22 protein-coding genes are annotated in these 24,296 nt (G+C 38.0%); 13 read left to right on the top strand and 9 right to left on the bottom strand.

What is annotated here, in order from left to right:
- Positions 1–62: 62 nt before the first annotated feature.
- The 6 genes from R3E32_12435 (at position 63) to R3E32_12410 (ending at position 6,765) form a co-directional block, all read left to right on the top strand.
- A complete protein-coding gene (locus R3E32_12435) occupies positions 63–1,583 on the top strand; it encodes a T9SS type A sorting domain-containing protein (GenBank protein ID MEZ4885531.1) in 1,521 nt (506 codons plus the stop codon).
- Positions 1,584–1,612: 29 nt separating this feature from the next.
- A complete protein-coding gene (locus R3E32_12430; protein MEZ4885530.1) occupies positions 1,613–1,825 on the top strand; it encodes a hypothetical protein in 213 nt (70 codons plus the stop codon).
- A 203-nt stretch (positions 1,826–2,028) separates the two neighbouring features.
- Positions 2,029–4,200, top strand: a complete 2,172-nt coding sequence (locus tag R3E32_12425) for a T9SS type A sorting domain-containing protein (protein ID MEZ4885529.1) — start codon at positions 2,029–2,031, stop codon at positions 4,198–4,200.
- 265 nt (positions 4,201–4,465) lie between these two features.
- Positions 4,466–5,374 carry a hypothetical protein gene (locus R3E32_12420; GenBank protein ID MEZ4885528.1) on the top strand — a complete coding sequence of 303 codons (909 nt, stop codon included), beginning with the start codon at positions 4,466–4,468 and terminating at the stop codon, positions 5,372–5,374.
- Positions 5,375–5,395: 21 nt separating this feature from the next.
- Positions 5,396–5,947: a T9SS type A sorting domain-containing protein gene (locus R3E32_12415; protein MEZ4885527.1), complete on the top strand. Its 552-nt coding sequence runs from the start codon at positions 5,396–5,398 to the stop codon at positions 5,945–5,947.
- A 272-nt stretch (positions 5,948–6,219) separates the two neighbouring features.
- Positions 6,220–6,765, top strand: coding sequence for a hypothetical protein (locus tag R3E32_12410; protein ID MEZ4885526.1), 546 nt, complete (start codon positions 6,220–6,222; stop codon positions 6,763–6,765).
- 194 nt (positions 6,766–6,959) lie between these two features.
- On the opposite strand, the gene R3E32_12405 is transcribed toward R3E32_12410, so the two are convergent.
- From R3E32_12405 to R3E32_12385, 5 genes are all read right to left on the bottom strand, one after another.
- A complete protein-coding gene (locus R3E32_12405) occupies positions 6,960–7,142 on the bottom strand; it encodes a hypothetical protein (protein MEZ4885525.1) in 183 nt (60 codons plus the stop codon).
- Between the two features lie 17 nt (positions 7,143–7,159).
- Positions 7,160–7,984, bottom strand: coding sequence for a hypothetical protein (locus tag R3E32_12400; protein MEZ4885524.1), 825 nt, complete (start codon positions 7,982–7,984; stop codon positions 7,160–7,162).
- A 2-nt stretch (positions 7,985–7,986) separates the two neighbouring features.
- Positions 7,987–8,265: a hypothetical protein gene (locus R3E32_12395; GenBank protein MEZ4885523.1), complete on the bottom strand. Its 279-nt coding sequence runs from the start codon at positions 8,263–8,265 to the stop codon at positions 7,987–7,989.
- On the bottom strand, positions 8,256–8,462 hold the full coding sequence (locus R3E32_12390; GenBank protein ID MEZ4885522.1) for a hypothetical protein: 207 nt from the start codon (positions 8,460–8,462) through the stop codon (positions 8,256–8,258). Before R3E32_12390 ends, R3E32_12395 begins: the two co-directional genes overlap by 10 nt.
- 1,216 nt (positions 8,463–9,678) lie before the next feature.
- The gene (locus R3E32_12385) at positions 9,679–11,229 is read right to left on the bottom strand and encodes a hypothetical protein (GenBank protein ID MEZ4885521.1); all 1,551 of its coding nucleotides are present in this window, start codon (positions 11,227–11,229) and stop codon (positions 9,679–9,681) included.
- Between the two features lie 488 nt (positions 11,230–11,717).
- On the opposite strand from R3E32_12385, the gene R3E32_12380 reads away from it, so the two are divergent.
- Positions 11,718–12,563, top strand: a complete 846-nt coding sequence (locus R3E32_12380) for a tail fiber domain-containing protein (protein MEZ4885520.1) — start codon at positions 11,718–11,720, stop codon at positions 12,561–12,563.
- A 179-nt stretch (positions 12,564–12,742) separates the two neighbouring features.
- Positions 12,743–13,300: an isopentenyl-diphosphate Delta-isomerase gene (gene idi / locus R3E32_12375; protein MEZ4885519.1), complete on the top strand. Its 558-nt coding sequence runs from the start codon at positions 12,743–12,745 to the stop codon at positions 13,298–13,300.
- An 8-nt stretch (positions 13,301–13,308) separates the two neighbouring features.
- Here idi and R3E32_12370 read toward each other — a convergent pair whose 3' ends face one another.
- Positions 13,309–14,088, bottom strand: coding sequence for a biotin--[acetyl-CoA-carboxylase] ligase (locus R3E32_12370; GenBank protein ID MEZ4885518.1), 780 nt, complete (start codon positions 14,086–14,088; stop codon positions 13,309–13,311).
- Between the two features lie 93 nt (positions 14,089–14,181).
- Between R3E32_12370 and rsfS the strand changes: the two genes are divergently transcribed.
- Both rsfS and ftsH read left to right on the top strand, forming a co-directional pair.
- A complete protein-coding gene (gene rsfS, locus R3E32_12365) occupies positions 14,182–14,598 on the top strand; it encodes a ribosome silencing factor (GenBank protein ID MEZ4885517.1) in 417 nt (138 codons plus the stop codon).
- Between the two features lie 15 nt (positions 14,599–14,613).
- Positions 14,614–16,608 carry an ATP-dependent zinc metalloprotease FtsH gene (gene ftsH, locus R3E32_12360; GenBank protein MEZ4885516.1) on the top strand — a complete coding sequence of 665 codons (1,995 nt, stop codon included), beginning with the start codon at positions 14,614–14,616 and terminating at the stop codon, positions 16,606–16,608.
- Between the two features lie 236 nt (positions 16,609–16,844).
- On the opposite strand, the gene R3E32_12355 is transcribed toward ftsH, so the two are convergent.
- The 3 genes from R3E32_12355 to R3E32_12345 all read right to left on the bottom strand — a co-directional run bounded on the left by R3E32_12355 (position 16,845) and on the right by R3E32_12345 (position 20,286).
- A complete protein-coding gene (locus R3E32_12355) occupies positions 16,845–17,873 on the bottom strand; it encodes a TlpA disulfide reductase family protein (GenBank protein ID MEZ4885515.1) in 1,029 nt (342 codons plus the stop codon).
- 75 nt (positions 17,874–17,948) lie between these two features.
- On the bottom strand, positions 17,949–19,406 hold the full coding sequence (gene gatB, locus R3E32_12350; protein ID MEZ4885514.1) for an Asp-tRNA(Asn)/Glu-tRNA(Gln) amidotransferase subunit GatB: 1,458 nt from the start codon (positions 19,404–19,406) through the stop codon (positions 17,949–17,951).
- Between the two features lie 106 nt (positions 19,407–19,512).
- Positions 19,513–20,286: a glucose 1-dehydrogenase gene (locus R3E32_12345; protein ID MEZ4885513.1), complete on the bottom strand. Its 774-nt coding sequence runs from the start codon at positions 20,284–20,286 to the stop codon at positions 19,513–19,515.
- Positions 20,287–20,440: 154 nt separating this feature from the next.
- Here R3E32_12345 and R3E32_12340 point away from each other — a divergent pair, with 154 nt between their 5' ends.
- From R3E32_12340 to R3E32_12330, 3 genes are read left to right on the top strand one after another with little or no spacing between them, the layout of a single operon-like run.
- Positions 20,441–21,337: an ATP-binding cassette domain-containing protein gene (locus tag R3E32_12340; GenBank protein ID MEZ4885512.1), complete on the top strand. Its 897-nt coding sequence runs from the start codon at positions 20,441–20,443 to the stop codon at positions 21,335–21,337.
- A 44-nt stretch (positions 21,338–21,381) separates the two neighbouring features.
- Positions 21,382–22,761 (top strand): sigma-54 dependent transcriptional regulator, encoded by a 1,380-nt coding sequence (locus R3E32_12335; GenBank protein MEZ4885511.1) that lies wholly within the window; start codon positions 21,382–21,384, stop codon positions 22,759–22,761.
- Positions 22,751–24,103, top strand: a complete 1,353-nt coding sequence (locus tag R3E32_12330) for an ATP-binding protein (protein ID MEZ4885510.1) — start codon at positions 22,751–22,753, stop codon at positions 24,101–24,103. The genes R3E32_12335 and R3E32_12330 overlap by 11 nt, the downstream gene beginning before the upstream one ends.
- Positions 24,104–24,296: the final 193 nt, after the last annotated feature.

The raw sequence follows: 24,296 nt of genomic DNA, 5'->3' as shown, positions 1-24,296 counted from the left end.
ATCTACTAAATGTACTTATATTTAGTAGATGTTCTATTGGTTCATTTTAACAAAAAATATAAATGAAGTATTTTACAGTATTTCTATTCTTATCAATACAAATTTTTGCACAAGAAACTTTCAATAAAGCGATTCATTTTCAATCCATTGATACTTGTGAAACCCCAACTGTTAGTAGCGAAATTGGCAAGTCTGTATTGGCAGTAGAAGACGGCTATATCATTTCTGGTGGAGGGTGGGCAGATGAGTTTTGCGGATGGTCATCAATCAAATTGTGGAAAACGGATTTATTGGGGAATGTAGTGTGGCAAAAGGTCTATGGGAAAGAATATTATTTACATGTAGATGGCTTGTATGGACACTTAATTGAAACTCATGATGGAAATTATGCTATATGTGGAGGGATTGCAGATTCAACGAATTTAGCAAATCCTTTCTTAATAAAATTTGATGACAATGGAGATACACTTTGGTTGAAAGAATATGGAGGCGAACATTGGGACACCTTTTACAGAGGTATTGCTACACCCGACAATGGATTTATTTTGGTGGGCATAACAGAAAGCTTTGGGAATGGAAATCCTGCTACGAATAGTCATGATGTGTATGTGGTGCGTACTGACTCTATGGGCAATGAGTTGTGGCATGAAACGTATTTGAATGGTTTTGACGATTTCGGAGCTTCTATTGCTTTGCGAAAAGAAGGTGGTTACGCTATAGGAGGAAGTAGGATTTCTAGTGGTGTTTACAGAACTTTTTTTTTGAGTATTGACAGTGTGGGCAATACTGAAAAACTCAAAATGTATGGAAGCCCAATAAGAGACAATTGTTGGGCAAATATCACTGCTGCTAAGGACGGAGGTTTTATTATGAACTCCTGTACAGGACGTGACCACAATATTCCCAACTACGATGAATTTGCACCACCTTATGTTGCCAAACTGGATGCCGAAGGAAATTTGGAGTGGAGATATTATGTGTCTTTGGATTATCAATTGAATATAGTCGGTTCCAGAGAATTAGAAGACGGAAGTATTTTGGCAGTTGGTTGGTGGGCAGAGCAGCCCTTCGCTTTTCCCTATGGCTTGATTCTTAAATTGTCAGCAGATGGAAAATTGATATGGAAAAAATACATTCAGTATGAGCCTAATGGGGTCAATTATTTTTATGATTTTCAAGAAACTTCTGACAAGGGTTTTATCCTAACAGGGGCAACTACAAATTGGGATAATGGAACTGCTGATGTATGGTTGGTCAAACTGAATGAATATGGATGTTTTTCAGAAGGAGTATGTGACAGTTTAACAACTAATATTGAAGTTCTTGATGCTTCCGAAATGCCTTTGATTCACCTTTTTCCCAATCCTGTAAAAGATTATCTACAATTTCGATGGAGTCCTTCAATTGCTTCAAAACCCATCCAACTACAGATGACAAATATAGAAGGGCGATTAGTGAAAGAAGAATGGCTTAGAGGTGGAGACGGTTTGAATGTATCAGACTTAGAGGTAGGTATTTATTTTGTGACTTGCCTACAAGAAGGACAGGTTTTGAAAAGAGAAAAAGTAATAATTGGATATTGATTTATTTTTTAACGCAAAAAAGTAAGATAATGAAAAGATTTTTTAAAATTTTTATGGTAGTATTGGTGTTTTTATATGTTGTGCCAATAAAAGGACAGCAGGCAAATGAGGTAAAATGCGGAACTGTTTTTACATCACAAGAGATTCAAGAGATGAATCAAACTATTTCAACTTATGCTAAATCAACCACATCTATAAAAATTCCTATAGCCGTCCATGTCTTTTGTAAATATATATTATGATAATCATTTGTACGAACCAAACCCATTGACAGAACTTGTAGGGGAATTTAAAAATAGTAGGAGTATAATTTTTATTGATGGAAACTCATTGATTACTCCTAATACATCTTTGGCTCATGAAATAGGGCATTACTTAGGATTAAGGGGCGTAACAGCTCTTTTTATGCCCCTTATTGTTGTATAAACTTCAAAAAAGAAATAAAATGAAACCATTATATACAATGTTGTTATTTTTTATCTGCCACCAAGCTATAGCACAATATGGAGGTTGTTGGGAAAGCCTTCAATATATAAATGTAAAAAATATAGAAGAAGATGGAAATGTTTTGTGGATGGGAACAAACTATGGTTTGGGTAAACTGGATAAAACGACCCATGAAATTACCTATTACAATAGCTTTAATTCGCCTTTACCCATCAATGAAATTAAATCTTTGGGAATTGATAGCAAAGGTAATAAATGGGGTGGTTTAAAAAAAGGCGGATTAATACAATTTAATGAAGAAGAATGGGTGTGGTTTAACCAAACTAATTCTCCATTAGTCTATACAGGAACGAGTATATTAATGAGTCTTGATAATATAGTAGTTGATAAAGAAGATAATATTTGGATGAGTGTATTTGGAGAAGGGATATATGTTTTTGATGGGAGGGATTGGATTCACTACAATCGTTTTGATGGCACTTTAATCTCCAATGAAATCAGTTATATGTCAATGGACAAAGAGGGCAGAGTTTGGGCTTCTACAGGCACCACATCTGAAGGAACAGGAGGTAGCATCATTCGATTTGACAACATAAATAATTGGGAGGCACTTCACCATAAAAACACTCCTATGCCTGACAGCAGATATCTGCGGTTTTTATTTGATAGTGAAGGGAATTCATGGTTTGCTACTCATGGAAAGGGTTTGGTCAAGTATGATGGCACGAATTGGCAAGTATTCAATACCGACAATAGCAATATTCTGAGTAATTCTATTCAAAATATCATTCAAACCGATGATGGAGTAATACATATTACTTATGGTAATACCCCCACTGTATCTTATATGCAGGATGGTAGTTTTTATTACGATTCGGAATTGAGTAATTTAGCTCTTCGAGCTATAGATATAGTTAAAGATACCCAAGGAATTAATTGGTATGCAGAAGGGCATAGAATATTGAAGGAAACTAATGGAATCTATGAATCCATTCCTGTCAATCACTTAGAGGTTTCCCTGGTAGGTATAAATATTACCCACGATTCTTTTAGAGATAGCAAATGGATTGGAGGAATCTATGGGCGATTATATGAGTACAAAGATGGCGAGTGGCTTGTTGATTCCTTTTTTGAAAACCCCAATTTTGCAAACTTTCAAGTGCAGAGTGTTTTGCCATTGGCAGCCAATCGAATGATGGTAGGAGTCAACAAACACGATGGGTTTGAGATTGGAGAACGTTTGGACGGAGAATGGACGATTTTGAAGGAAGGAGTAACCCATACTTTTTATCCCCATCACATCACACAAATGTTAACGGATGCAGAACAAAATATATGGATTTTGACCAATCAAGGTTTGATTCAATATACCAATGAAATCTTCACTGATTTCGATACAGAGAATACTGCTTTGCCAAGCAACTATCTAAAAAGTGGGGCTTTTGACAGTCAAGGAATTTTGTGGATAAGCAGTGAAGAAGGTTTGATTAGGTGGGAAAATTCGGAAACTGTGACTACTTATACAACAGAGAATAGCGACATTCCCACCAACTTCTTGCGTAACTTGGTGGTTGACCAAAATGATTTTGTTTGGATGGTGACAGGCAACAACGAATTGGTGCGTTTTGACAGAAACCAACAGTGGGATGTTTATACACACGAGGAGTTTATTGTCTATGGAGATTACCAAATTGAAGTCGACCAAAACAACGGTATTTGGACAGGCAACCTGACAGGGGCGGCACATTTTGACGGAGAAAATTGGACTTTTTTCGACCGCTATAATTCTCCTCTAACAATTGAGGGAGACATGGACATTCACATATCACCTAATGGAGAGATTTGGTTTGGAGGAAATAACATTATTTTAATGCTTGAAGAAACGTGTTTGCCTACGGATATTGAATACAACTATTTGAATAAAATGGATGTACTTTACCTTTTCCCCAACCCCACCAAATCCCACCTCCAAATCCAAATCCCCGCTCACTTCACCTCCAAACCTCTTCAACTCCAACTCACCAACATCGAAGGTCGAGTAGTTTTGAAGGAATGGATAGAAGATGGAACTCAGGTTGATATTGCAGACTTGGCAGCAGGGATTTACATCGCTACATGGCTGCAAGACGGGCAGGCATTGAAGCGGGAGAAGGTGGTGGTTTTGGAGTAGAGTTTTTGAACAGGAACTGGTAGATAGGAAAGGAACTTTTATTACTGGACTTTTCTCATGCACGAAAAAAAGTATCGACTCATTTAGATGTTCGCAATTTAAGTGTGGGTATTTATTTAGTCACTATCAAGGAAAATGATACGGTGAAGCACACTCAGAAGTTGATAATCACCAAATAATTGTTTTCTTTTTTTATGACAAAATCTTAGATGGAAAGAAATTATCTTTTCGTCTAAGATTTTTTAGAACCTAAAAATATATGCATATGAAAAATGTCATCTTAATAATATTTTTATTTTTTCTATCATCCTTCTCTTTTGCTCAAGAAATTCACTACTTCAATAAACCTATTATCAATACAAATAGCTTTAATTATTGCCTTTCGGGTTTTGAAGTCGATGATGGATTTATTGTATTAAACTATAATCATATTCCAAATGGGGGAGGTATTTATTTGAATTTGTTGAGGTTAGATGAAGTGGGGGATATTCAATGGGAGAAGAAACTGGGAGATGTTGCTTTTCTGCCGCCTGTAAATACAATGATTCAAAGTAAACAAAATACCAAACATTATTTAGTTTCTTATTTAGAAGAAATTGATACAAGTGAACATTATGCCATTTCTCTACTGAAGTTTAAGGAAGATGGAGAAGTATTATGGAAAAAAAGTTACATTAGTACAGAGATAATAGTGTTATCTTCTCGTTTAATTCAAACCAATGATGGCGGTTATTTGATAGTTGGTCGGGATGGCTATCCTAGTACAGGTTCTATGTTGGCAATTAAGGTCGATAGTATAGGTAATCAAGAATGGTTTCATACTTATCCTATGCACAGTGTATCCCATGCCTATTTTACAAGTCAAACCTTAGATGGAGGATATATTCTCTCTGGGCGGGCGAGTACTTCTACGAATGCGGATATTTATGTAGTAAAAATAACTAAAGATGGTGATATACAATGGCAAAAAACAATTGATGTATATAATGGAGATTCAAGTCCACAAGCAGTTCCGCTTTCTAATGGGAATTTCCTAGTAACTGCTACAACAAATATCGGTTGGGAAACAGAACATTATACCGCTATTTTGGATGCAGACGGAGAGTTCATTCGAGAAAGAGCAAATCATTCCTTGTTTGCATACGATTCAAACGCCTTTGCTGCCTATGGGTAATGATGAATTTTTAGCAGGAGCATGCGATGTGACTCTAATATAGACAACTATTTTAGCCCCTATTTGATGCGTTTCAATAGCATGGGAGATACACTTTGGAGCAAACAATTGACCCCAAGCAATATCATTGCCGACAATGTCTATCCCCGAGATCTCAAAAAAACAAGCGATGGAGGATATTTGATGACAGGACATGCAGACCACACCATAGGCCCTGGTGCAATTCCCTACGGTTGGATTGTCAAAATGGACTCTTTGGGGAATACCTGTTGGGAATTGGGTTGTGATTCAACGGTGATTATATCCAATATTGAGGAAATAAAAGTTGTTGAAGGTTTGCAGTTGAGTCCCAACCCCACCAAATCCCACCTTCAAATCCAAATCCCCACTCACTTCACCTCCAAACCTCTTCAACTCCAACTGACCAACATCGAAGGTCGAGTCGTTTTGAAAGAGTGGGTTGAAGATGGAACTCAGGTTGATATTGCAGACTTGGCAGCAGGGATTTACATCGCTACTTGGCTGCAAAATGGACAGGCGTTGAAGCGGGAGAAGGTGGTGGTTTTGGAGTAGAGTTTTTGAACAGGAACTGGTAGATAGGAAAGGAACTTTTATTACTGGACTTTTCTCATGCACGAAAAAAGTATCGACTCATTTAGATGTTCGCAATTTAAGTATAGGCATTTATTTAGTCGCTATCAAGGAAAATGATGCGGTGAAGCACACTCAGAAGCTGATAATCACCAAATAATTGTTTCCTTTTTTATGACAAAATCTTAGGTGAAAAGACATTTTTTTTCATCTAAGATTTTCTTTTTGTTTAATTGATAAAAACCCCATAGTCTATGAAATTCTTTACAATAATCTTCTGCCTAATATTTCTATCAAATTTTTCATTCGCCCAAGAAGTACATTACTTCAACAAAGCAGTTATCAATCAAGAGAGTTTTAATTTTTGTCTTTCAAGTTTTGAAGTTACTGATGGTTTTCTTGTGTTGAATTATGAACAAATGCTACAAGGAGGCGCAATTTATCTAAATTTGTTAAAACTAGATGAATTCGGAAATATTCAATGGAAGAAAAGATTGGGTGAGGTAGCTTTTTTCCCACCAGTTAATACCATGATTCGAGATAAAAAAAATCCTAATCATTTTTTGGTATCATACGTAGAGGCTAATGGTATAAATAATTTCCCCTATATAGTTTTGTTAAAATGTACAGAGGAAGGGAATGTTTTGTGGAAGAAGCAGTATCCAAATCCTGACCATATCACACGACCACACAGGCTAATTCATACAAACGATAACGGGTACTTAATTATTGGACGAGAAGGATATATAGATACAGGCTCTATGTTGGCAATTAAAGTTGATAGTATAGGTAGTGCCTGAACGAAAACAGGCTTTTTTATTAAAAACAGATTAAAAAAAAACATCTATGAGAATGTTTTTTTGAGTTTTGAGCAATTTCTTTCTAAATTACTGATATACATTGCATTGCGCTCATTTCGGAGCAGACAATCCCCTATGAAATACGTTAAAATCTTATTTATCAACAATTTATAAAGAAAAGCCTATTTTGAAACTCAAGAGGCTTTTTTGAGCTTTCGTTTTTTCGCTTTTTGCAGTTTCTTGGCTTTCGCTTTTTGCTGCTCCATGCACAATCTGCCCAATCGCTTTAAATTGTAAGCCAATACTCCCCATGCCACATATTTCTTGAAGCCATCCAAGCCCTTATCCGCTACTTTATCCAAACCACCCTGTTCCAATTCATTAATATTTGATTCTACTGCACTATGTTTACGCTTATAAGTTTTGTAGTTATCTGCTTATGGTACGCCTCTTTCTCAGCAATAGTTGGTTTTCCTTTTTTAGGCATCACAACTATATCGAATATTTTTTCCATCGCTTCCTTATTTGATTTCAGCCAGAAACCTTTATCAAAACTAATACTATACAATTTGCACTTTTCTTTGAAGCGTTCCTGTAATTCCTTCCCTAATGGAATCACTAAATCCTTATCTTGTTCTTTTACAGCTACTTTGTGATAAACAATAAAGTGAAATTGGTCAGTTACAATCAACACATTATGCCCCAATTCTACATTTGGGTCGCCCTTGCCCTTCTTCAACCACTCCGTTTCAGGTTCAAAAATGGAAAATACCTTTTCCGAATGAGGAATTTGTTCGCCTTGTAGAATACGTCTATCCACCAAATCGATATGTTTTTTTAACATATCTCGATAATATTTCAAGCTTTCTAACTTTGTTGCTAAGTGAGGTTTTGAATCAATTATTTCACTCAAAGCTTCTACTAAATCATTCACTTTCTTTAATAAAGGATAGGTTGCTGCCAAATACTCCTCTGTCGAATCTTGAAGGCGTTTTATATAATTATTACCTTTTCGTTTATGTATTCTTGCTGTAAGCGTATATAATCTTTTTATTTTTTTACGTATTGATTTATAATTACGTAATCCTGATATGTCTACTACGCTTTTTAATAGCTTTATAAAACCAATACATTTATGTACACAATCCCACAATAAACGGATATCGGTTGGAAAATGAATATGACGTTCTACTACAAACGAATCTGCTTTGAGATTCAACTCTAAAATTTTACCTTCCTTTTTTTTTTTAATTGATGACCTTCATTAACTATTATTTTATTGATTTCATTAAGGTTATCTTCAGTAAGTAAACCAACATTATCTTTAATTGTTTGCAAACAATAATGTTTTACATTCGGTAGATAACCTCTCGTTGCTACACCTAATATCCCTCGAAGTGAATGGTGATTATTCGATAAATCATGTAGATTATCATAATCTATATTTAAATTTAGACGGCAACAACCCAAAACAAATAATTCCCATAAACTCATTCCCAAACGACCCGTCGCTTTTTTTCTGACAAAATAGCCTCAGATAAAACTTTCAGAACGGCTGTTCGAAGTGCTTCATTCGTGAAAATATGCTGTAATCCTGCTAATAGTTGAGGTAGCTCATGACGGCTTCGCATATCTATTTCTACCTCTCCAATAGGAATCGAATCCAATTGTAATTGTGCTTCAAATTCTTTACGCATCAGATAGTAATACTTTTTTACACGAATCTCATAGACAGACAAATCATCATTTGATTCGTAATTAACATTATACAAATATTGCAATTGCTAAGATAATAATTTCTACTATAAAATTCAAGCAAAAAAGCTCTTTATTTTAATCAATATCAAATATTTGTGCCTTATCGTTCAAGCACTATTTAGGAAAGGAAAACAGTTAACAAGAATTAGCGACCAAGACGGGCATATAACAGAAGCAGATGCATATGACAAACTTGATGATGAAGATGAATTATTAAGTAAGTTTAAAGTATAAAAAAAGAAGCCGAACCGCTAATCGAGGTTCTGTATTAAAATCCAAATAAAAAAATTTCGCATTTCTGTTATTATTATAGTTTTCAAATAATTGAGTGTAGCAATGTCATCACCTTTAACCGTTTGAGATTCATAGTCCCACCATTAAATCTTAGAGAATAAGACCCCTCCATTCCTTACCGACTCCAAGCATAAACTATTTCTTATCCAGTTGACACGCCTGCCTGTAAGCCCGTCCCGATTTACCGTGGAGACCTTCATCCTCTTGACATTTTGCTTTCTCACAAAATAAAGCGACTCTTTAGGTAATAATCCAACTTTTTGCTATATTTACCATTCGAGATACACATAAAAGCGTTTTTATGTTCAGCCTAAATGCTGTATAGAAAAGCGTACTTCTGGTTGGTTCGAGCATTGCAGGAGATTGGGTAAGGATTATGAGTTGAATCCAGAGACTAGTACAGCATAAACCAAATAAGTAGCAACTTGTTTTTCACACAAAAAACTGATAGATAATAGTTTTGAAAACTAATCACCAGTCACTAATTTACTAATCACTGTAATAGCAGAACAATAATCCAAATGACAATGATTAGAAAGAGTTGCTTAGGCTTTGAAATATAAGAAAATACAATGTAACAAATCAAAACAACCTCTAAATGTTGCAAATATCTATTGAAAAAAATGTCTTATATTTTGCTTTTAAGGTATATTTACTCAAAAAAAGCTACCTCATGCCCAATGGCTCTTCGTTCTACATTCTTTTCTACCCTCAATCCTTTATCTCACTACTATTTATTAAGTGAAGAATGTAAGTGAATTTACCACCAATTCTATTAATGAGAGTAAAGGAATTTCATCATTAGATATTGAATTATTTTATAAAATGAGTCTCTGAAACCAACTACTTCAGGGGCTTTTTTTATTGGGTGATTCCAGTAGCCTTTCTAAAAACCTCTCCCATCGTTGTCTCTTGCAGCTTACTCACTACCCAAATAATCGTTTCCTGCGCACCCAATATATGTATATAATCGGGTTTTGCTTGCATCGTACTGATGGCTTCCCCAAATTCATTGTAACATTCATTCAGCACTTTTTTCTCAAAAGGATTGATAACCAAAAGCTTTCGAATATAGTTCAGCACCAATTGCTCAAATTCATGCAGTTGTTCCTCTTTCTTTAGACTTCGATAGACCGACCGATAGAGATTCTCCAATATCTCTTCATTGTCCAACTCATAATGTATGATGAATTGCAGTATTTTGGCAAACTGCTGAATATCTTTTCGGACATCAGTTCGAGGATGCGACAATATCTCATTGAGCCACAATAAAGTATTGGTAAAATCTTCAGAAAAAAAGTAAATAATAGAAATATTGTAGTAAATAGATAAAAGCTCAGAAGTTGGAAGTTGCTGCTCCAAAGTCCTCAATTCCGCTTCAATTTTTTTGACCACCTTCGTACCTTCTTCAAATTTACCTGTATTCAAATAATACAACAATTCGTGGTGAACCGTCAATTGAAACGTTTTAATCTGCGTTTCTAAATTGCCTTTCGGAAGCGATTTTATTTTTTTCAAGATAAAAGGGAACATACCCATTTTATCCTGTCCCATCGCATGACACACATTCAGGTAGTTACCCAAACTCTGACGGTAGAGCATATTGTCTTGAGCAGCAGATTTCGCATCACTTTCCCAAAGGTCGACCAATTGCTCATAGTGTGTATAAGCCTTTTGAAGATCTCCCATTTTCCAATGATACAAACCCAAAGTATCATGATAGTAGGTTTTAGACATGAAAGTAGTAGCCTGTGCTTCAGACTGCAAAAGCGGATGCTGCACCAATGCCTTCAATTCTTGCAGTTCCTTCTTTTTTTTGTCGCTTACCTTTGTCCTCAAAGAAGTCAAAATTTGCTTACTCAAATTGTAATAGATCATTTGATTTCTCAGCAATTGCATCACCTCCTCTTCTTCTTCAATCACTGCCTTCAATTTTTGCTCGGTTTTTTTAGTAGATTGTTCAATCACATATTTTTTTTCCCAAGCCAACAATCGAAGCAATATCAAAAACTCCTCCACACGGTAAGCTATCTTTTTGCTTCTTTTCAACTCCTTCTTGAACTGATCCAACAATTCTTTTTGATACAAAATATCCAAGTCATGCAATAAATCCCTGAGTTCAGATTCCTCCGACCTATTTTTACTCCCTTCCTGAAAAGACCGCAAAGCCTTCATAATCTTATGCGTCAGCGTATTTTTTGTAAAGGTGAGCTGTCGAATAAATTTTTCCCTCCTGAATTTTCGCTTAATCGCCGCTTCATCGTATTCGGTCTGTTTCGCAATCATATCAAACAACTGCATATAGTTGTTCTTTTTACCAATAATGTGCTGCTCAGCATAAATCTTGAAGTAGCGTTTTTCAGAAGCACTTAGCGATTGTATGAGTTTGAAAAGGTTATCCGATGGACGCATGGGATTAGAAGATAAAAAGTGATAAAATAAAAAAATGAGCAGCAGATTCCTATGAATCACACCACCAATTCTGCTTTAAATACCTAACAATAAACGTTTTCTTCTATAAATAGTTTCCTTCAAAGCAAATCTGATTCCTATTTTTAGAAAAAAAATGGTTTTCCATAATTCCTTAAAATATCGTATTTTTGTATGGCAACAACTACTTCAAGGTAAATATTCATCTCCTCTCACTCTCTGATAATTAGATTTATTTTTTGGGACTATCCCAAACCATCATTTTTCCTAACATTACACCATTATTAGACTTTGAACGAAATATTAAAGATATAAGACAAAAAGTTTTAAATCATTGACAGTAAAGGAATTAAGAAAAATTGAATTAAAAATGCAATTAACTCATAACCAAACATTTACTTCTTTTGTCTTTCTACTTAGGTCTTTCGTCTAAAGTCCAACACCATTATAAACCTATTAAATTAAATCAGATGAAAAAGAGTAATTTCTTAATCCAAATTTTTGCTACACTTTGCCTAATGATAGCCAGTGCAGGCTTATCTGCACAAACGATCTACCGCCCCCCTACTAAGCAATTAGAAATCAAGGCTTCCGAAACCTGCAACTGCTCACTTGGATACAGCCAGATGAGTGATTACTGCAAAGAAAAATGCAATGCTACCTTTACCGAAATTGTCATACATGGAAACATCACCGTAGGTACAGGCAATCCTCACGGGCATGAAAACCCTTGGTTGATGAGAATCGGAAATGGCAAATTGCCTTTCTTTGAAGTAGGTCAACAAGGAGGAATCGGAGTAGGTACGACCTTATTCCCAATAGAAGGAGGTGAATTTGATTTGGGTACGAACAAAAAACCTTTCCGCCAAATTTCCGCCCTTAAATTTGCAGAAATTTCTGACCGACGTGAAAAAGAAAACATTGTCGACCTTCCTTATGGATTGAAGGATGTACTTCAATTGAAGCCCGTCAGTTTTACATGGAAAAACAAAGCCATTGAAGGTACACAAGTGGGTTTGATTGCCCAAGAAGTTCAGGAAGTCATTCCCGAAATAGTTATCCGTCAAGACTATATCATTCCCGAAACAGGTGAAGCAAGTGACCGCTTGAGTGTGGCCTATTCTGAATTGATCCCAGTATTGATCCATGCTATTCAAGAACAACAGACCATCATTGAATCCCAAAAACAACAACTCAACCAACAGACTTCAACCATTAGCAACATGGAAACTACTGTTTCACAACTGATTGAAGCACTTCAAGCGCAGGGAATACAAACCCAAAAAGCAAAGACAGACGGTAAAGATGCTAAGTAAAAAACCATGAATAAGCTCTAAATCAAATAAATGAACAAAAAAGAGTCAATCGATTGTACTAAAAGTTGGCTCTTTTTCATTTTAGGGAAAGGAAACTTTTTTAAAGCCGATTTGTTTGAAGTTGGCTTTCCTCATTATAATACATCACCGCAGACCTTCAAACTGCAAACCTCAAACTTATGACAACAGAAGAATACGTAGTATTGGTAGATAAGAAAGGAAACGTATTGGGAACAGAAGAAAAAATGGCTGCCCATCAGAAAGGATTGTTACACACTGCTTTCAGTATTTTTATCTTCAATCAAAAAGGTCAAATGTTGCTACAACAACGTGCTTTCACCAAATACCATTTTGGCGGAATGTGGAGCAACAGTTGCTGCAGTCACCCAAGATTGAATGAACCTACCATCGATGCTGCTCATAGAAGATTACAAGAAGAACTGGGCTTTGACACCGAACTGAAAGAAGTATTCTCATTTATATATCGAGCCGAGGACGAAAAAACCCAACTTATCGAACACGAACTTGACACTGTGTTTATAGGTATTTACAACGAGCCTATTCACAACCTCAACTTCGATGAAGTCCATGCTATCAAATGGATAGAAATCTACCAACTCTTTTTAGACCTCGACACGTATCCCGATCAATTTACTTATTGGTTCAAAACAGCCCTTTTAGAACTACGTGACAAAAATTTGCTCTCAGCCACCGCTATCCGCAAATTATTTAGCTAAAAAGCAATTCAAATAAACCGTACTTCCTTCAAATCAAACACCCGCCGTTTGTTCTCAGCGTTGGCAACCTTCTGTTTTACCTCTACCACCAATTTCCCATCCTTTTGCACCGCCACTATTTTACCGACAAAAAGCTGATTTGTAAGTACATCTTCAAAAGAATGCCATTCTTCAAAACGGTACAATTTGGTCAAATAATCATGGCGAATCTCATCAAAACGCATTGCCCTCAATTGCAGGTAACGGGCTTCAATGTGCTGCGCCAATTGTTGAATCAGTTGGAGGAGGTCGTAGTGTCTGCCTGTGATTTGGTGAAATGACGTTGCAGATTGAAGGGAAGAAGGGAAATGAATTTGATTGACGTTGATGCCAATCCCTACAATCGAAGAAGCGATATTTTTTCCTGACAAGGAATTTTCAATTAAAATGCCTGTTATTTTACGGTCACGGTAATAAATATCATTGGGCCATTTGACACAAACACCTTCCCCCAAAATTTCGGTAGCGAAAGACTGAACGCCGAGCGCAACACTTTGACTGAGTAAAAACTGCTGGTATGCCATCAAAAAATTCGGGTACAAAACAATGCTAAGTGTAATGTTTTGTCCCTCGTCACTAAGCCATGTATTTCCACGCTGTCCTTTGCCTTCGAGTTGGTAGGCTGTTGAGATAATTGTACCCTCTCTAACCTGCTCATTTTTCAGCAGTTGAGTCGCATATTTGTTGGTAGAATCTATCTTATCCAAATGGATAAGAACCTTTCCAATGAAAAGAGTGTTATAAACCAAAATATAATTTGTACCTTTGAAATTTAAGGGTTTAACCTAAATAATTTTTTTTTATTGAAGGCGAAAATAGCAAAAAAAAGAAAAACATTGGCTGTGACAGAGCAACTCGTTGATATTGTTGCCGACAGCATTTTGGACAAAAAAGGTGAGAAAGTCATCAGTATGAATCTTTCCAATTTGGAAGATGCGATGACTGATTCTTTCGTGATATGTGAAGCGAATTCAACCCGACAAGTAGGAGCGATTGCAGACAACATTATTGAACAAACGAAAGAACTATTGAATGAATCGCCTGTTTACGTAGAAGGAAAGAATACTTCCGAATGGGTTTTATTGGATTACATCAATGTGGTAGTACATGTTTTCCTTCGACCCAAGCGATATATTTATCAACTGGAAGAACTTTGGGGCGATGCCGCAATTACCACCGAACACTTTCCTGATGGTACGCAAAGACAAATTGATTATCGTACTACCTCTCTCTCATCATCAAACACCGAAATAGAATAAGTAGTAAATAAAAGTATGGCTAACACAGGAGATAACAACGAACAGAATAACAATGCCAAGAAGCCAAAATTTAATCTGTATTGGATTTATGGTGTAGTGTTGTTGGGCATTATTGCGCTGAATATTATTCCGATGAGCAATAATGTGAAGGAGATTTCAGAAGCCGTTTTTTTTCAGCAATACCTTCCCACGCATGATGTAGATAAATTGCTGGTATTCAACGATAGGCAAGTGGAGGTCTTTATCAAAAAAGACCGCTTAGACAACGAGAAATACAAAGATGTAAGGGATGCCCAGTTTGGAGGCGAAAATCCAGGTCCACACTATTCATTCACCGTTTCTTCTGCCGAGACCTTTGCAGGAAAATTGGAACAAGTGCAGAATGAGTGGAAAGCCCAAAATCCCAAAGACTATGATGTGATTCCTGTTCAATACAGAGAAAGAACAGATTGGAGAACGAGCTTCGGTTGGTTGCTTCCTTTACTGATTATCGTAGTGGTTTGGATCATCATCATGCGCCGAGTCAGTGGCGGAATGGGAGGCGCAGGCGGACAAATCTTCAATATTGGTAAGTCGAAAGCGACTCTTTTTGATGGAGATGCTACTGTACATGTGACCTTCAATGATGTAGCAGGATTAGACGAAGCAAAACAAGAAGTTTTGGAAGTCGTTGATTTCTTGAAACATCCTGATAAATACACTTCTTTGGGAGGTAAAATACCTAAAGGTGTATTATTGATAGGCCCTCCTGGTACTGGTAAAACACTCTTGGCAAAAGCAGTAGCAGGGGAAGCAAAAGTTCCTTTCTTTACCCTCTCTGGCTCCGACTTTGTAGAATTGTTTGTGGGAGTAGGTGCTTCAAGGGTAAGAGACCTGTTCAAACAGGCCCGTGAAAAAGCTCCTTGTATTATCTTTATTGATGAGATTGATGCAATCGGACGAGCAAGAGGTCGAAACATGATGCAAGGCAACGACGAAAGAGAAAATACGCTGAATGCCCTCTTGGTAGAAATGGACGGATTTAGCAGTGATAAAGGGGTGATTATCATGGCGGCAACCAATCGTCCTGATGTATTAGACGATGCTTTGTTGCGACCCGGTCGTTTTGATAGGCAGATTTCTATTGACCGCCCAGACATCAAAGGAAGAGAACAAATCTTCAAAGTACACCTTCATCCCATCAAAGTAGATCCTACTATTGATGTGCAAAAATTGGCTTCTCAAACGCCTGGTTTTGCAGGTGCTGAGATTGCGAATGTCTGCAATGAGGCTGCTTTGATTGCTGCTCGAAAAGGCAAACATCAAGTGGAAATGGATGATTTTCAAGATGCAGTGGATCGTATGATTGGTGGTTTGGAAAAGAAGAACAAGATTATTGCTCCACACGAAAAGAAAATCATTGCCTACCACGAAGCAGGTCACGCCATTGCAGGTTGGTTTTTAGAACATGCACATCCTTTGTTGAAAGTAACCATCGTTCCTCGTGGTATTGCAGCTTTGGGTTATGCACAATATATTCCTAAAGAACAATATCTCTATACCACCGAGCAGCTTTTTGACGAGATGTGTATGACATTGGGCGGACGAGTAGCAGAAGATATTATCTTTGGTAAGATTTCCACAGGTGCACAAAACGATCTTCAACGCATCACCAAAATGGCCTATGCCATGGTGCAGATTTATGGTATGAGTTCCAAAGTAGGAAATGTATCTTTCCATGATCCTCAAAATGACTATGGTTTTCAAAAACCTTATTCTGATGAAACTGCCAATTTGATTGATGGAGAAGTACGTGATTTGATTGACAAAGCTTATCAACATACCAAAAATTTGTTGGTTTCAAAGCGTGAACAATTAGAAACCATTGCTCAAAACCTGTTGAAGAAAGAGATTCTCTTCAAAGACGATTTGGAGCGACTGATTGGCAAACGACCTTTTGTTGAAGAACCTGTTATTGCAGATATTGATACTTTAGACGCACAAAGCAATGGACATCTGAAAGTGGATTAAACGACTGTATTTCACTTCAATTCCTATCATAAAAATGCCCCTTCAAAATCTAATTTGAAGGGGCATTTTCTGTTTTGTCACTTGAATATAGTGCAGACAGCTCCATTCAAAAAAAAGTGCCAGAGATTCAAAAATCCCTGACACTTCTGCAATTGTGTATAATAATGGTAAAATATTAGGAAACGAAATAGATTATCAGTCTAATTACCAGTCACTAATCAACCAATCACTGCTAACTATGCTCCAAAAAGCTCCTCCAATTTTTTCTCCAATCGATCGCCACGAAGATTTTTGGCAATGATTTTACCCTCTGCATCCAAGAGGAAAGTTTGAGGGATAGACTTGACGCTGTAAAGCGCAGCAGCCGAAGATTTCCAACCACCCAAATCGCTCACATGACCAGGCCAAATCAAGTTATCTTGTTTGATAGCTTCCACCCATTTGTCTTTCGCACGATCCAAAGAAACGCTATACACTTCAAAGCCTTTGTCTTTGTATTTTTCATAAATTCGTACAACATTTGGATTTTCACGACGACAAGGACGACACCAACTTGCCCAGAAATCTACCAATACCACTTTTCCCTTCAAGGAAGATAAGTTGATATTCGCACCATCAGGAGAAGGTAGTTCGATATCGGGAGCAGCTTGACCAACGGCTGTATTCAAAACCGACTCCAAAGATTGAAGGTAGGTAGTGAATTCTTTGTAAGCCCTTGAATTAGGCATTTCTTTCCCCAAGCGTTCTTTCACTTTATCAAAAGACGGTTTGTGTGTTTCGATGTTGAGCGATCCCACTGCAATACGTGCCAAAATTGGACTTTTTACTGTATCAATAAAATTTGCCAAATATTGTTCATTGACCTTTCGGCTACGAATGTCTCTGATAAGTTGTTGCAACTGAGAATTTTCTGGAGAACCTTTAAACGTTGCTTCACCTAAGTTTTTGTAGTCTGCATTGACCTCTATGGTTTGGTTGTCCAATACCATCATTAACTGATTTTGACCAGGTCCAAATCGAAGCATACCCATACCTTTTTCGGATACCTTTCCTTTCATCTCGAAAGAGCCATCTTCAGCAACGACCGCTGTGTCAATCACAGAAAATTGATTGTTAGCAACTTCACCTAAAAACACTTTGGCTTTAGGCATAAAATTAGCTACGTTACCTTTGATAAGGTAGCCATCATGACTGGAACCCGAGTCTTTTGTGCAGCCTACAAAAGCTGTAGTCAGTACAAATAATGTGACCAATATCTTCTTCATTTTTTACGCTATTTTTTTGATTTTGGAATTTTATAAATTGTTATGGATTGCCGAGTAATTACAGTTATTTTTCACTCAAACGGTTAAGCTCTTCAACCTATCCTCCAGTAATTTGGTGGCTAATTTGGGATCTGCCTTACCCTTCGACAGCTGCATGATTTGCCCCATAAAAAAGCCAGTCATACCTTTGCGTCCATTTTGGTACGCCTTCACTTTATCAGGAAACCGTTCCAGTACTTTCTCAATCACTTCTTCAATAAAGCGGTCATCTGACTGCATCAATAAGTTCATTCTTTTTGCCAATTGCAGAGGATCTGCATTAGGTTGTTCGACCCATTCAGGTAATAACTTTTGAGCCGCAATAGAAAAACTCAACTTATCTTCCTTTATCAAATGAATTAGTACAACCAATTGTTTTGCAGACAAAGCAAAGTTACCAATATCTACATTATTTTTATTGAGGTATTCTTTGACAGGTCCAATCAACCAATTTGCAACTGCCTTGTAATCCTCTGTATGTTTGATAGCTTCGCAAAAATATGCCGCCATTTCTTTTTCATCTGTCAAAACACCTGCATCATAGGCAGAAAGTTCCAGTTTTTCGGTAAAATAGTGCTGCAATTCGTGGGGCATTTCGGGCATTTCGGCCTTGATAGCCGCAATAAATTCCTCGCTGACCACCATGGGCTGCAAATCGGGTTCGGGAAAATAGCGGTAATCGTGTGCCAACTCCTTGTCACGAAGCGAAAAAGTTGTGCCATTTGACGCATCAAAACTCCGAGTCTGACGCTCCACCTGTTTGCCTTTCTCCAACAATTTCACTTGTCGTTTGGCTTCAAACTCAATCGCCCGTTTTACATTTCGTAGCGAGTTGATGTTTTTCACTTCCACCCTTTCGCCATACTCTTCCGCTCCCCTCAGCCGCATCGAAATGTTCACATCACAGCGTAAATTCCCTTTTTCCATATCTGCATCGCTGATACCCAAATACCGCACAATTCTACGCATATCAGACACGTATTGATAGGCTTCATCGGCAGAACGAATATCGGGTTCCGACACAATTTCGACCAAAGGCGTACCTGCTCGGTTGAGATCAATCAGTGAATAATCAGGGTCTTGATCGTGTGTACTTTTTCCCGCATCTTCCTCCAAATGAATTCGGGTAATGCCAATTTTCCGCACTTCTCCATTTACTTCAATCGGCAAAAAACCATCGTAGCAAATAGGGGTGAGGTTTTGGGTAATTTGATAGCCTTTGGGTAAGTCAGCATAAAAGTAGTTCTTGCGTGCAAAACGGTTGTAGCGTTCAATTTTGCAGTGGGTCGCCAAACCAATTTTCACCGCATACTCCATAATTCGCTCATTCGCAAAAGGAAGTGTGCCAGGATGCCCCAAGGTAATATAGCTGATATTGGTGTTGGGTTCTGCTCCAAAACCATTGGTGTCTGGCGCAAAAATTTTGCTTTCAGTCTGCAATTGAACATGGATTTCCAATCCAATGACCGTTTCGTATTTAGTAGAAATGTCCAAAATTCGCTTTTTGAAGGTTTAAATACAGGTTTTTTACAAAGATACAATTGTTTTTGAAGTGTGGAGAAATGGCCATTATTGATTTTGCAATCAGATAATTCTGCCATCACTCAGGAGTCACATAAGCCGCCCGAATTCCGCCATCCACCAAAAATTCCGTTCCAGTGGTGTAAGAAGATTCATCCGAAGCCAAATACAAGACCGCCTTAGCCATTTCCTCCGCTTCTCCAAATCTTCCCATTGGTACATGTACCAAACGGCGTTGTTTCTTTTCTTCGGTGTTCAAAAAATCCATCAACAACTTGGTTCTCAAAGGGCCAGGGCAAAGTGCATTCACCCGAATATTTTCCCGTGCATGAATAATCGCCAATTCTCGTGTCATAGACAAAACCGCTCCTTTGCTTGCCGTATAAGCAATTTGAGGCGTTGCAGCACCGAGCAAAGCCACAAAAGAAGCCGTATTGATGACCGACCCTCCGCCCGCTCTTTGCAGGGCAGGAATACCGTATTTGCAGCCAAAGAAAACGCCTTTCACATTGATGTTCATGGTCAAATCCCACACTTTTTCATCCGTCGACATCGCATTTCCATCATCGGAGTGCATGATTCCCGCATTGTTGAAAAGCACATTCAGTTTGCCATAGGTTTTTTCGGCAAAGGCAATCATCTGCTCACAGTCGCTTGCTTTGGACACATCTGCGTGAATGTAAACCGCTTCATTGCCTTGTGTTGCAATGTCTTGGCGTGTTTTTTCGCCTTCTTCGTCATTGACATCCACCAACACTACTTTTGCGCCTTCTTGAGCAAATAAGATAGCAGTAGCTCGTCCAATGCCACTACTTGCTCCAGTGATGAGAGCTACTTTATTTTTTAATCGCATGATTGTTGTTAATTAGTAAAGAGAGTTATGCAAGATAGGGAATAAATAAAAATGAATGAGAGGAATAGTAAAAAAACGATTTTTGAGGGAACTTTCATTTGCTTTTTTTACTTACTTTTAAGGAGTATTTAACGATTTACAACAAACTTACTCAATGAATAATATTCTTTCTATTCGAGATATTACCAAAATTTACGAAAAAACAACCGCAGTCAATCATGTCAGTTTGGACATACCAGAAAACACCATTTTTGGACTACTCGGCCCCAATGGTGCAGGGAAAACTACCTTGATTCGGATGATTACCCAAATCCTTGTGCAAGATTCGGGAACGATTGTCCTTAAAGACATTCCTAATAAAGAGCGAAATATGTATATTGGTTATATGCCCGAAGAGCGTGGACTCTATAAAAAAATGAAGGTGGGAGAACAATTAATGTATTTGGCACAATTGAAAAACCTGAGTAAACAACAAGCAAAAACCGAAATTGATTATTGGCTACAAAAGTTTGGCATTGAAGATTGGTGGAACAAAGTAGTGGACGAACTCTCAAAAGGGATGCAGCAAAAAATTCAATTCATTGCTACCATTGTCCACAATCCAACGTTGATTATTTTGGACGAGCCTTTTTCGGGTCTTGACCCCATCAATACCAACCTTATCAAGGACGAAATTTTTGAATTGAAGCAAAAGGGCAAAAGTGTGATTTTTTCGACGCATAGAATGGAGCAAGTCGAAGAAATTTGTGAAAACATTGCGCTGATCAACAAAGGCCAAATCATCTTAGAAGGCGAGGTGAAAAACCTCAAACACCGCTTCAAAAAAAATAAATTCAGTTTGCATTATGTGGGAGAACCGCCAGAATTGCAAACACCTATCTTCAATGTGCTTCAACAATTCGACCACCAACTGGAAATCAGCCTCAATGAGGGTTTTCACTCCAATGATGTGCTGCGCTATTTCATCGAAAACGAAACCAAAATTGATGCTTTCAATGAAATTTTGCCTTCGCTGAATGAGATATTTATTGCAGAGGTGAACAAGAATTGAAAAAATTAAACTCAAAAAATCAACACATCAAAATACCAAAACTCTTGAACACACCAAAAAAAGGCAACATCCTCATCATTGACGACGACCCAGATATTTTATTGACCGCCAGAATGTTGTTGAAGCGGCATTTCGAAAATGTACAGACGACAACGAGTCCGCATCGGATTCAAGCACTGTTTGAAAAAGACCATTATGATGTCGTTTTGTTGGACATGAACTTTGCGAGGGGTCGAGAGACGGGTTCAGAAGGGATTCGGTGGCTGAAGTACATCCGTCAGCAGTTGCCGCAAACAAATGTGGTAATGATTACCGCACATGGCGAAGTTGAATTGGCGGTCAAGGCAATGAAAGAAGGTGCGAGCGATTTTGTGGTGAAACCCTGGGACAATCAAAAACTGCTGGAAGCGGTGCAAAATGCCTACGATAACAAAAATGAAAATGAGCATGAAAATGTAAGTATTAGGGAAACGAACGTAAAACCTTCAAAAGCTGATTTCAGTGCAATTATTGGCGAATCTTTGGCGATGAAAAAAGTGTTTGCGCTGATAGACAAGGTAGCAAGGACGGATGTGAATGTGTTGATTTTGGGTGAAAATGGAACGGGTAAAGATTTGGTGGCGAGTGCTTTGCACCATCATTCTGGACGTAGAGAAAAAGAGTTTGTGAAAGTAGATTTGGGAGCGATTCCCGAAAGTTTGTTTGAATCAGAATTGTTTGGCCACAAAAAAGGAGCGTTTACCGATGCCAAAACCGATAGAGCAGGGCGTTTTGAAGTGGCTTCAAATGGCACTCTTTTTTTAGATGAAATTGGCAATGTTTCTTTGCCACTTCAAGCAAAATTATTGACTACGCTTCAAAGCAAACACATCATTCGAGTCGGTACGAACCGTCCGATTGACATTGACGTGCGTTTGGTGTGTGCAACCAATATGCCGCTTTACGAAATGGTGCGCCAAAAAGAATTTCGCCAAGACCTCTTGTATCGCATCAATACCGTTGAAATTCAACTGCCTCCGCTGCGAGAACGCTCAGAAGACATTCCGCTGCTGGCACATCATTTTTTGAAGTTGTATAGCCAAAAATACCAAAAGCAAGGCATGGACATCGCCCCTGCTACGCTTCAAAAATTGCAGGAATATCCCTGGCATGGAAATGTGCGGGAACTACAACACGCACTGGAACGGGCAATCATCATGGCGGATAGAAGTGTATTGCAGCCCGATGATTTTTTATTGCACAGTCATTCGCCTTCAAATCTTAACACAAACACCGTAGATGATATTTTGAATTTGGAAGAGATAGAGAAATTAGCGATTAAAAATGCTATCTTAAAGCATGACGGCAATCTAAGCAAAGCGGCAAAAGAACTGGGCTTGGGGCGCACTACTTTGTATCGCAAAATGACAAAATATGGTTTATAGACGGTTTAGTATCAATGTGATTGTTCGAGTCAGCATCATCAGTTTGTTGGTTTTTGGGGTGGTCTATGGCTTGACACAAACCGAATGGCTGATTACCAATGTGGTGATGGTTATGGTCATTGTAGGACTGATTGCTGAAATGATTTATTACGTAGAACGCACCAACCGTGATCTCAAGAATTTTTTGCTTGCCATCAAATACCGTGATTTTGCCAATACGTTTACCCTCACCAATTTGAGTCCTTCGCACAACGAATTGAAGGAAGCCTTCAACATCATTACGACTGAATTTCAGAACCTTAGAGCCGAAAAAGAGTCGAATCACCAATACCTTCAAAATGTGATTGAACATGTGGGAATTGCGCTGATTTGCTTCGATGAAAACGGCAACATTCAATTGATGAACAATGCTGCTCAACGGATGTTGCACAAACCTTATTTGAAAAACATTGAAGCTTTGCAGCATGTTGATTCGGACTTGCTTTATACGCTGCAAAAATTGAAGTCGGGCGAAAGGGAATTGGTGAAATTGGTGATTCAGGAGGAATTGTTGAATTTAGCCGTTGAAGCCACAGAGTTTAAGCTGCAAAACGAATACTACAAACTGATTTCGCTGCAAAACATTCGCCCTGAATTGGACGAGAAGGAATTGGAGGCTTGGCAAAAGTTGATTCGGGTGACAACGCACGAAATAATGAACTCGGTTACACCCATTATTTCATTGACGGAACTCATCAATACCTTGATTGAAGACGAAGCGGGCAATCAAAAACCTTTAGAAGAGATTCATCCTGAAGACATTGAAGATATTCGGCAAGGACTTCACACCATCGAAAACCGCAGCAAGGGTTTGTTGAGATTTGTGAATGCCTACCGAAGCATTTACAAACAGCCCAAACCAAACTTTCAAAAAGTGGTGGTACAAGACTTGCTGCAACGTTTGGCGGTGCTTTTCAAAAGCGAGTGGCAGCAGCGAAACATACAGTTTGAAATGACTTTGCCTCCCTATGAATTGGTGATGATGGCCGACCCCGAATTGTTGGAGCAAGTGTTGATTAACCTTCTCAAAAATGCGATGCAAGCAGTTGAAGGTCAATCGGACGCACACATATTGTTGACAGCTTTTCGAACTGCCGAAAACCGTACGATTGTTCAAGTGCAAGACAATGGAATCGGTATTCCAGAAGATTTTAAAGAACAAGTGTTTATTCCATTTTTTACAACCAAAGAAAAAGGATCAGGTGTGGGTTTGAGTCTTTCACGTCAAATCATGCGTTTGCACAAAGGGCGGATTTGGTTCAACGAATTGCAGAGAGGGGTGGTCTTTAATGTGGAGATTTAGTCAGTAACCACTGAGGTCTTGCGTTATGTTTCATTGACAAAACTCTAAAATAATGCAAGAAATCAAACATCGTCTATCGTAATTCATCAATCTAACAGTTGTGAGCAAGTAAAGTGAGGTGCGGCAAGCACACTTTAGGTGGATTTAAGATGCAGGATTACATGATTTGTGATGTAAGATTGAGGTAGTTGCT

Source organism: Chitinophagales bacterium (genome assembly GCA_041392475.1).
In the GTDB taxonomy this organism is placed as follows: Bacteria; Bacteroidota; Bacteroidia; order Chitinophagales; family UBA2359; genus JAUHXA01.
The sequence above is the reverse complement of the archived record's forward strand: the minus strand, read 5'-3'. Positions and strand labels throughout refer to the sequence as shown.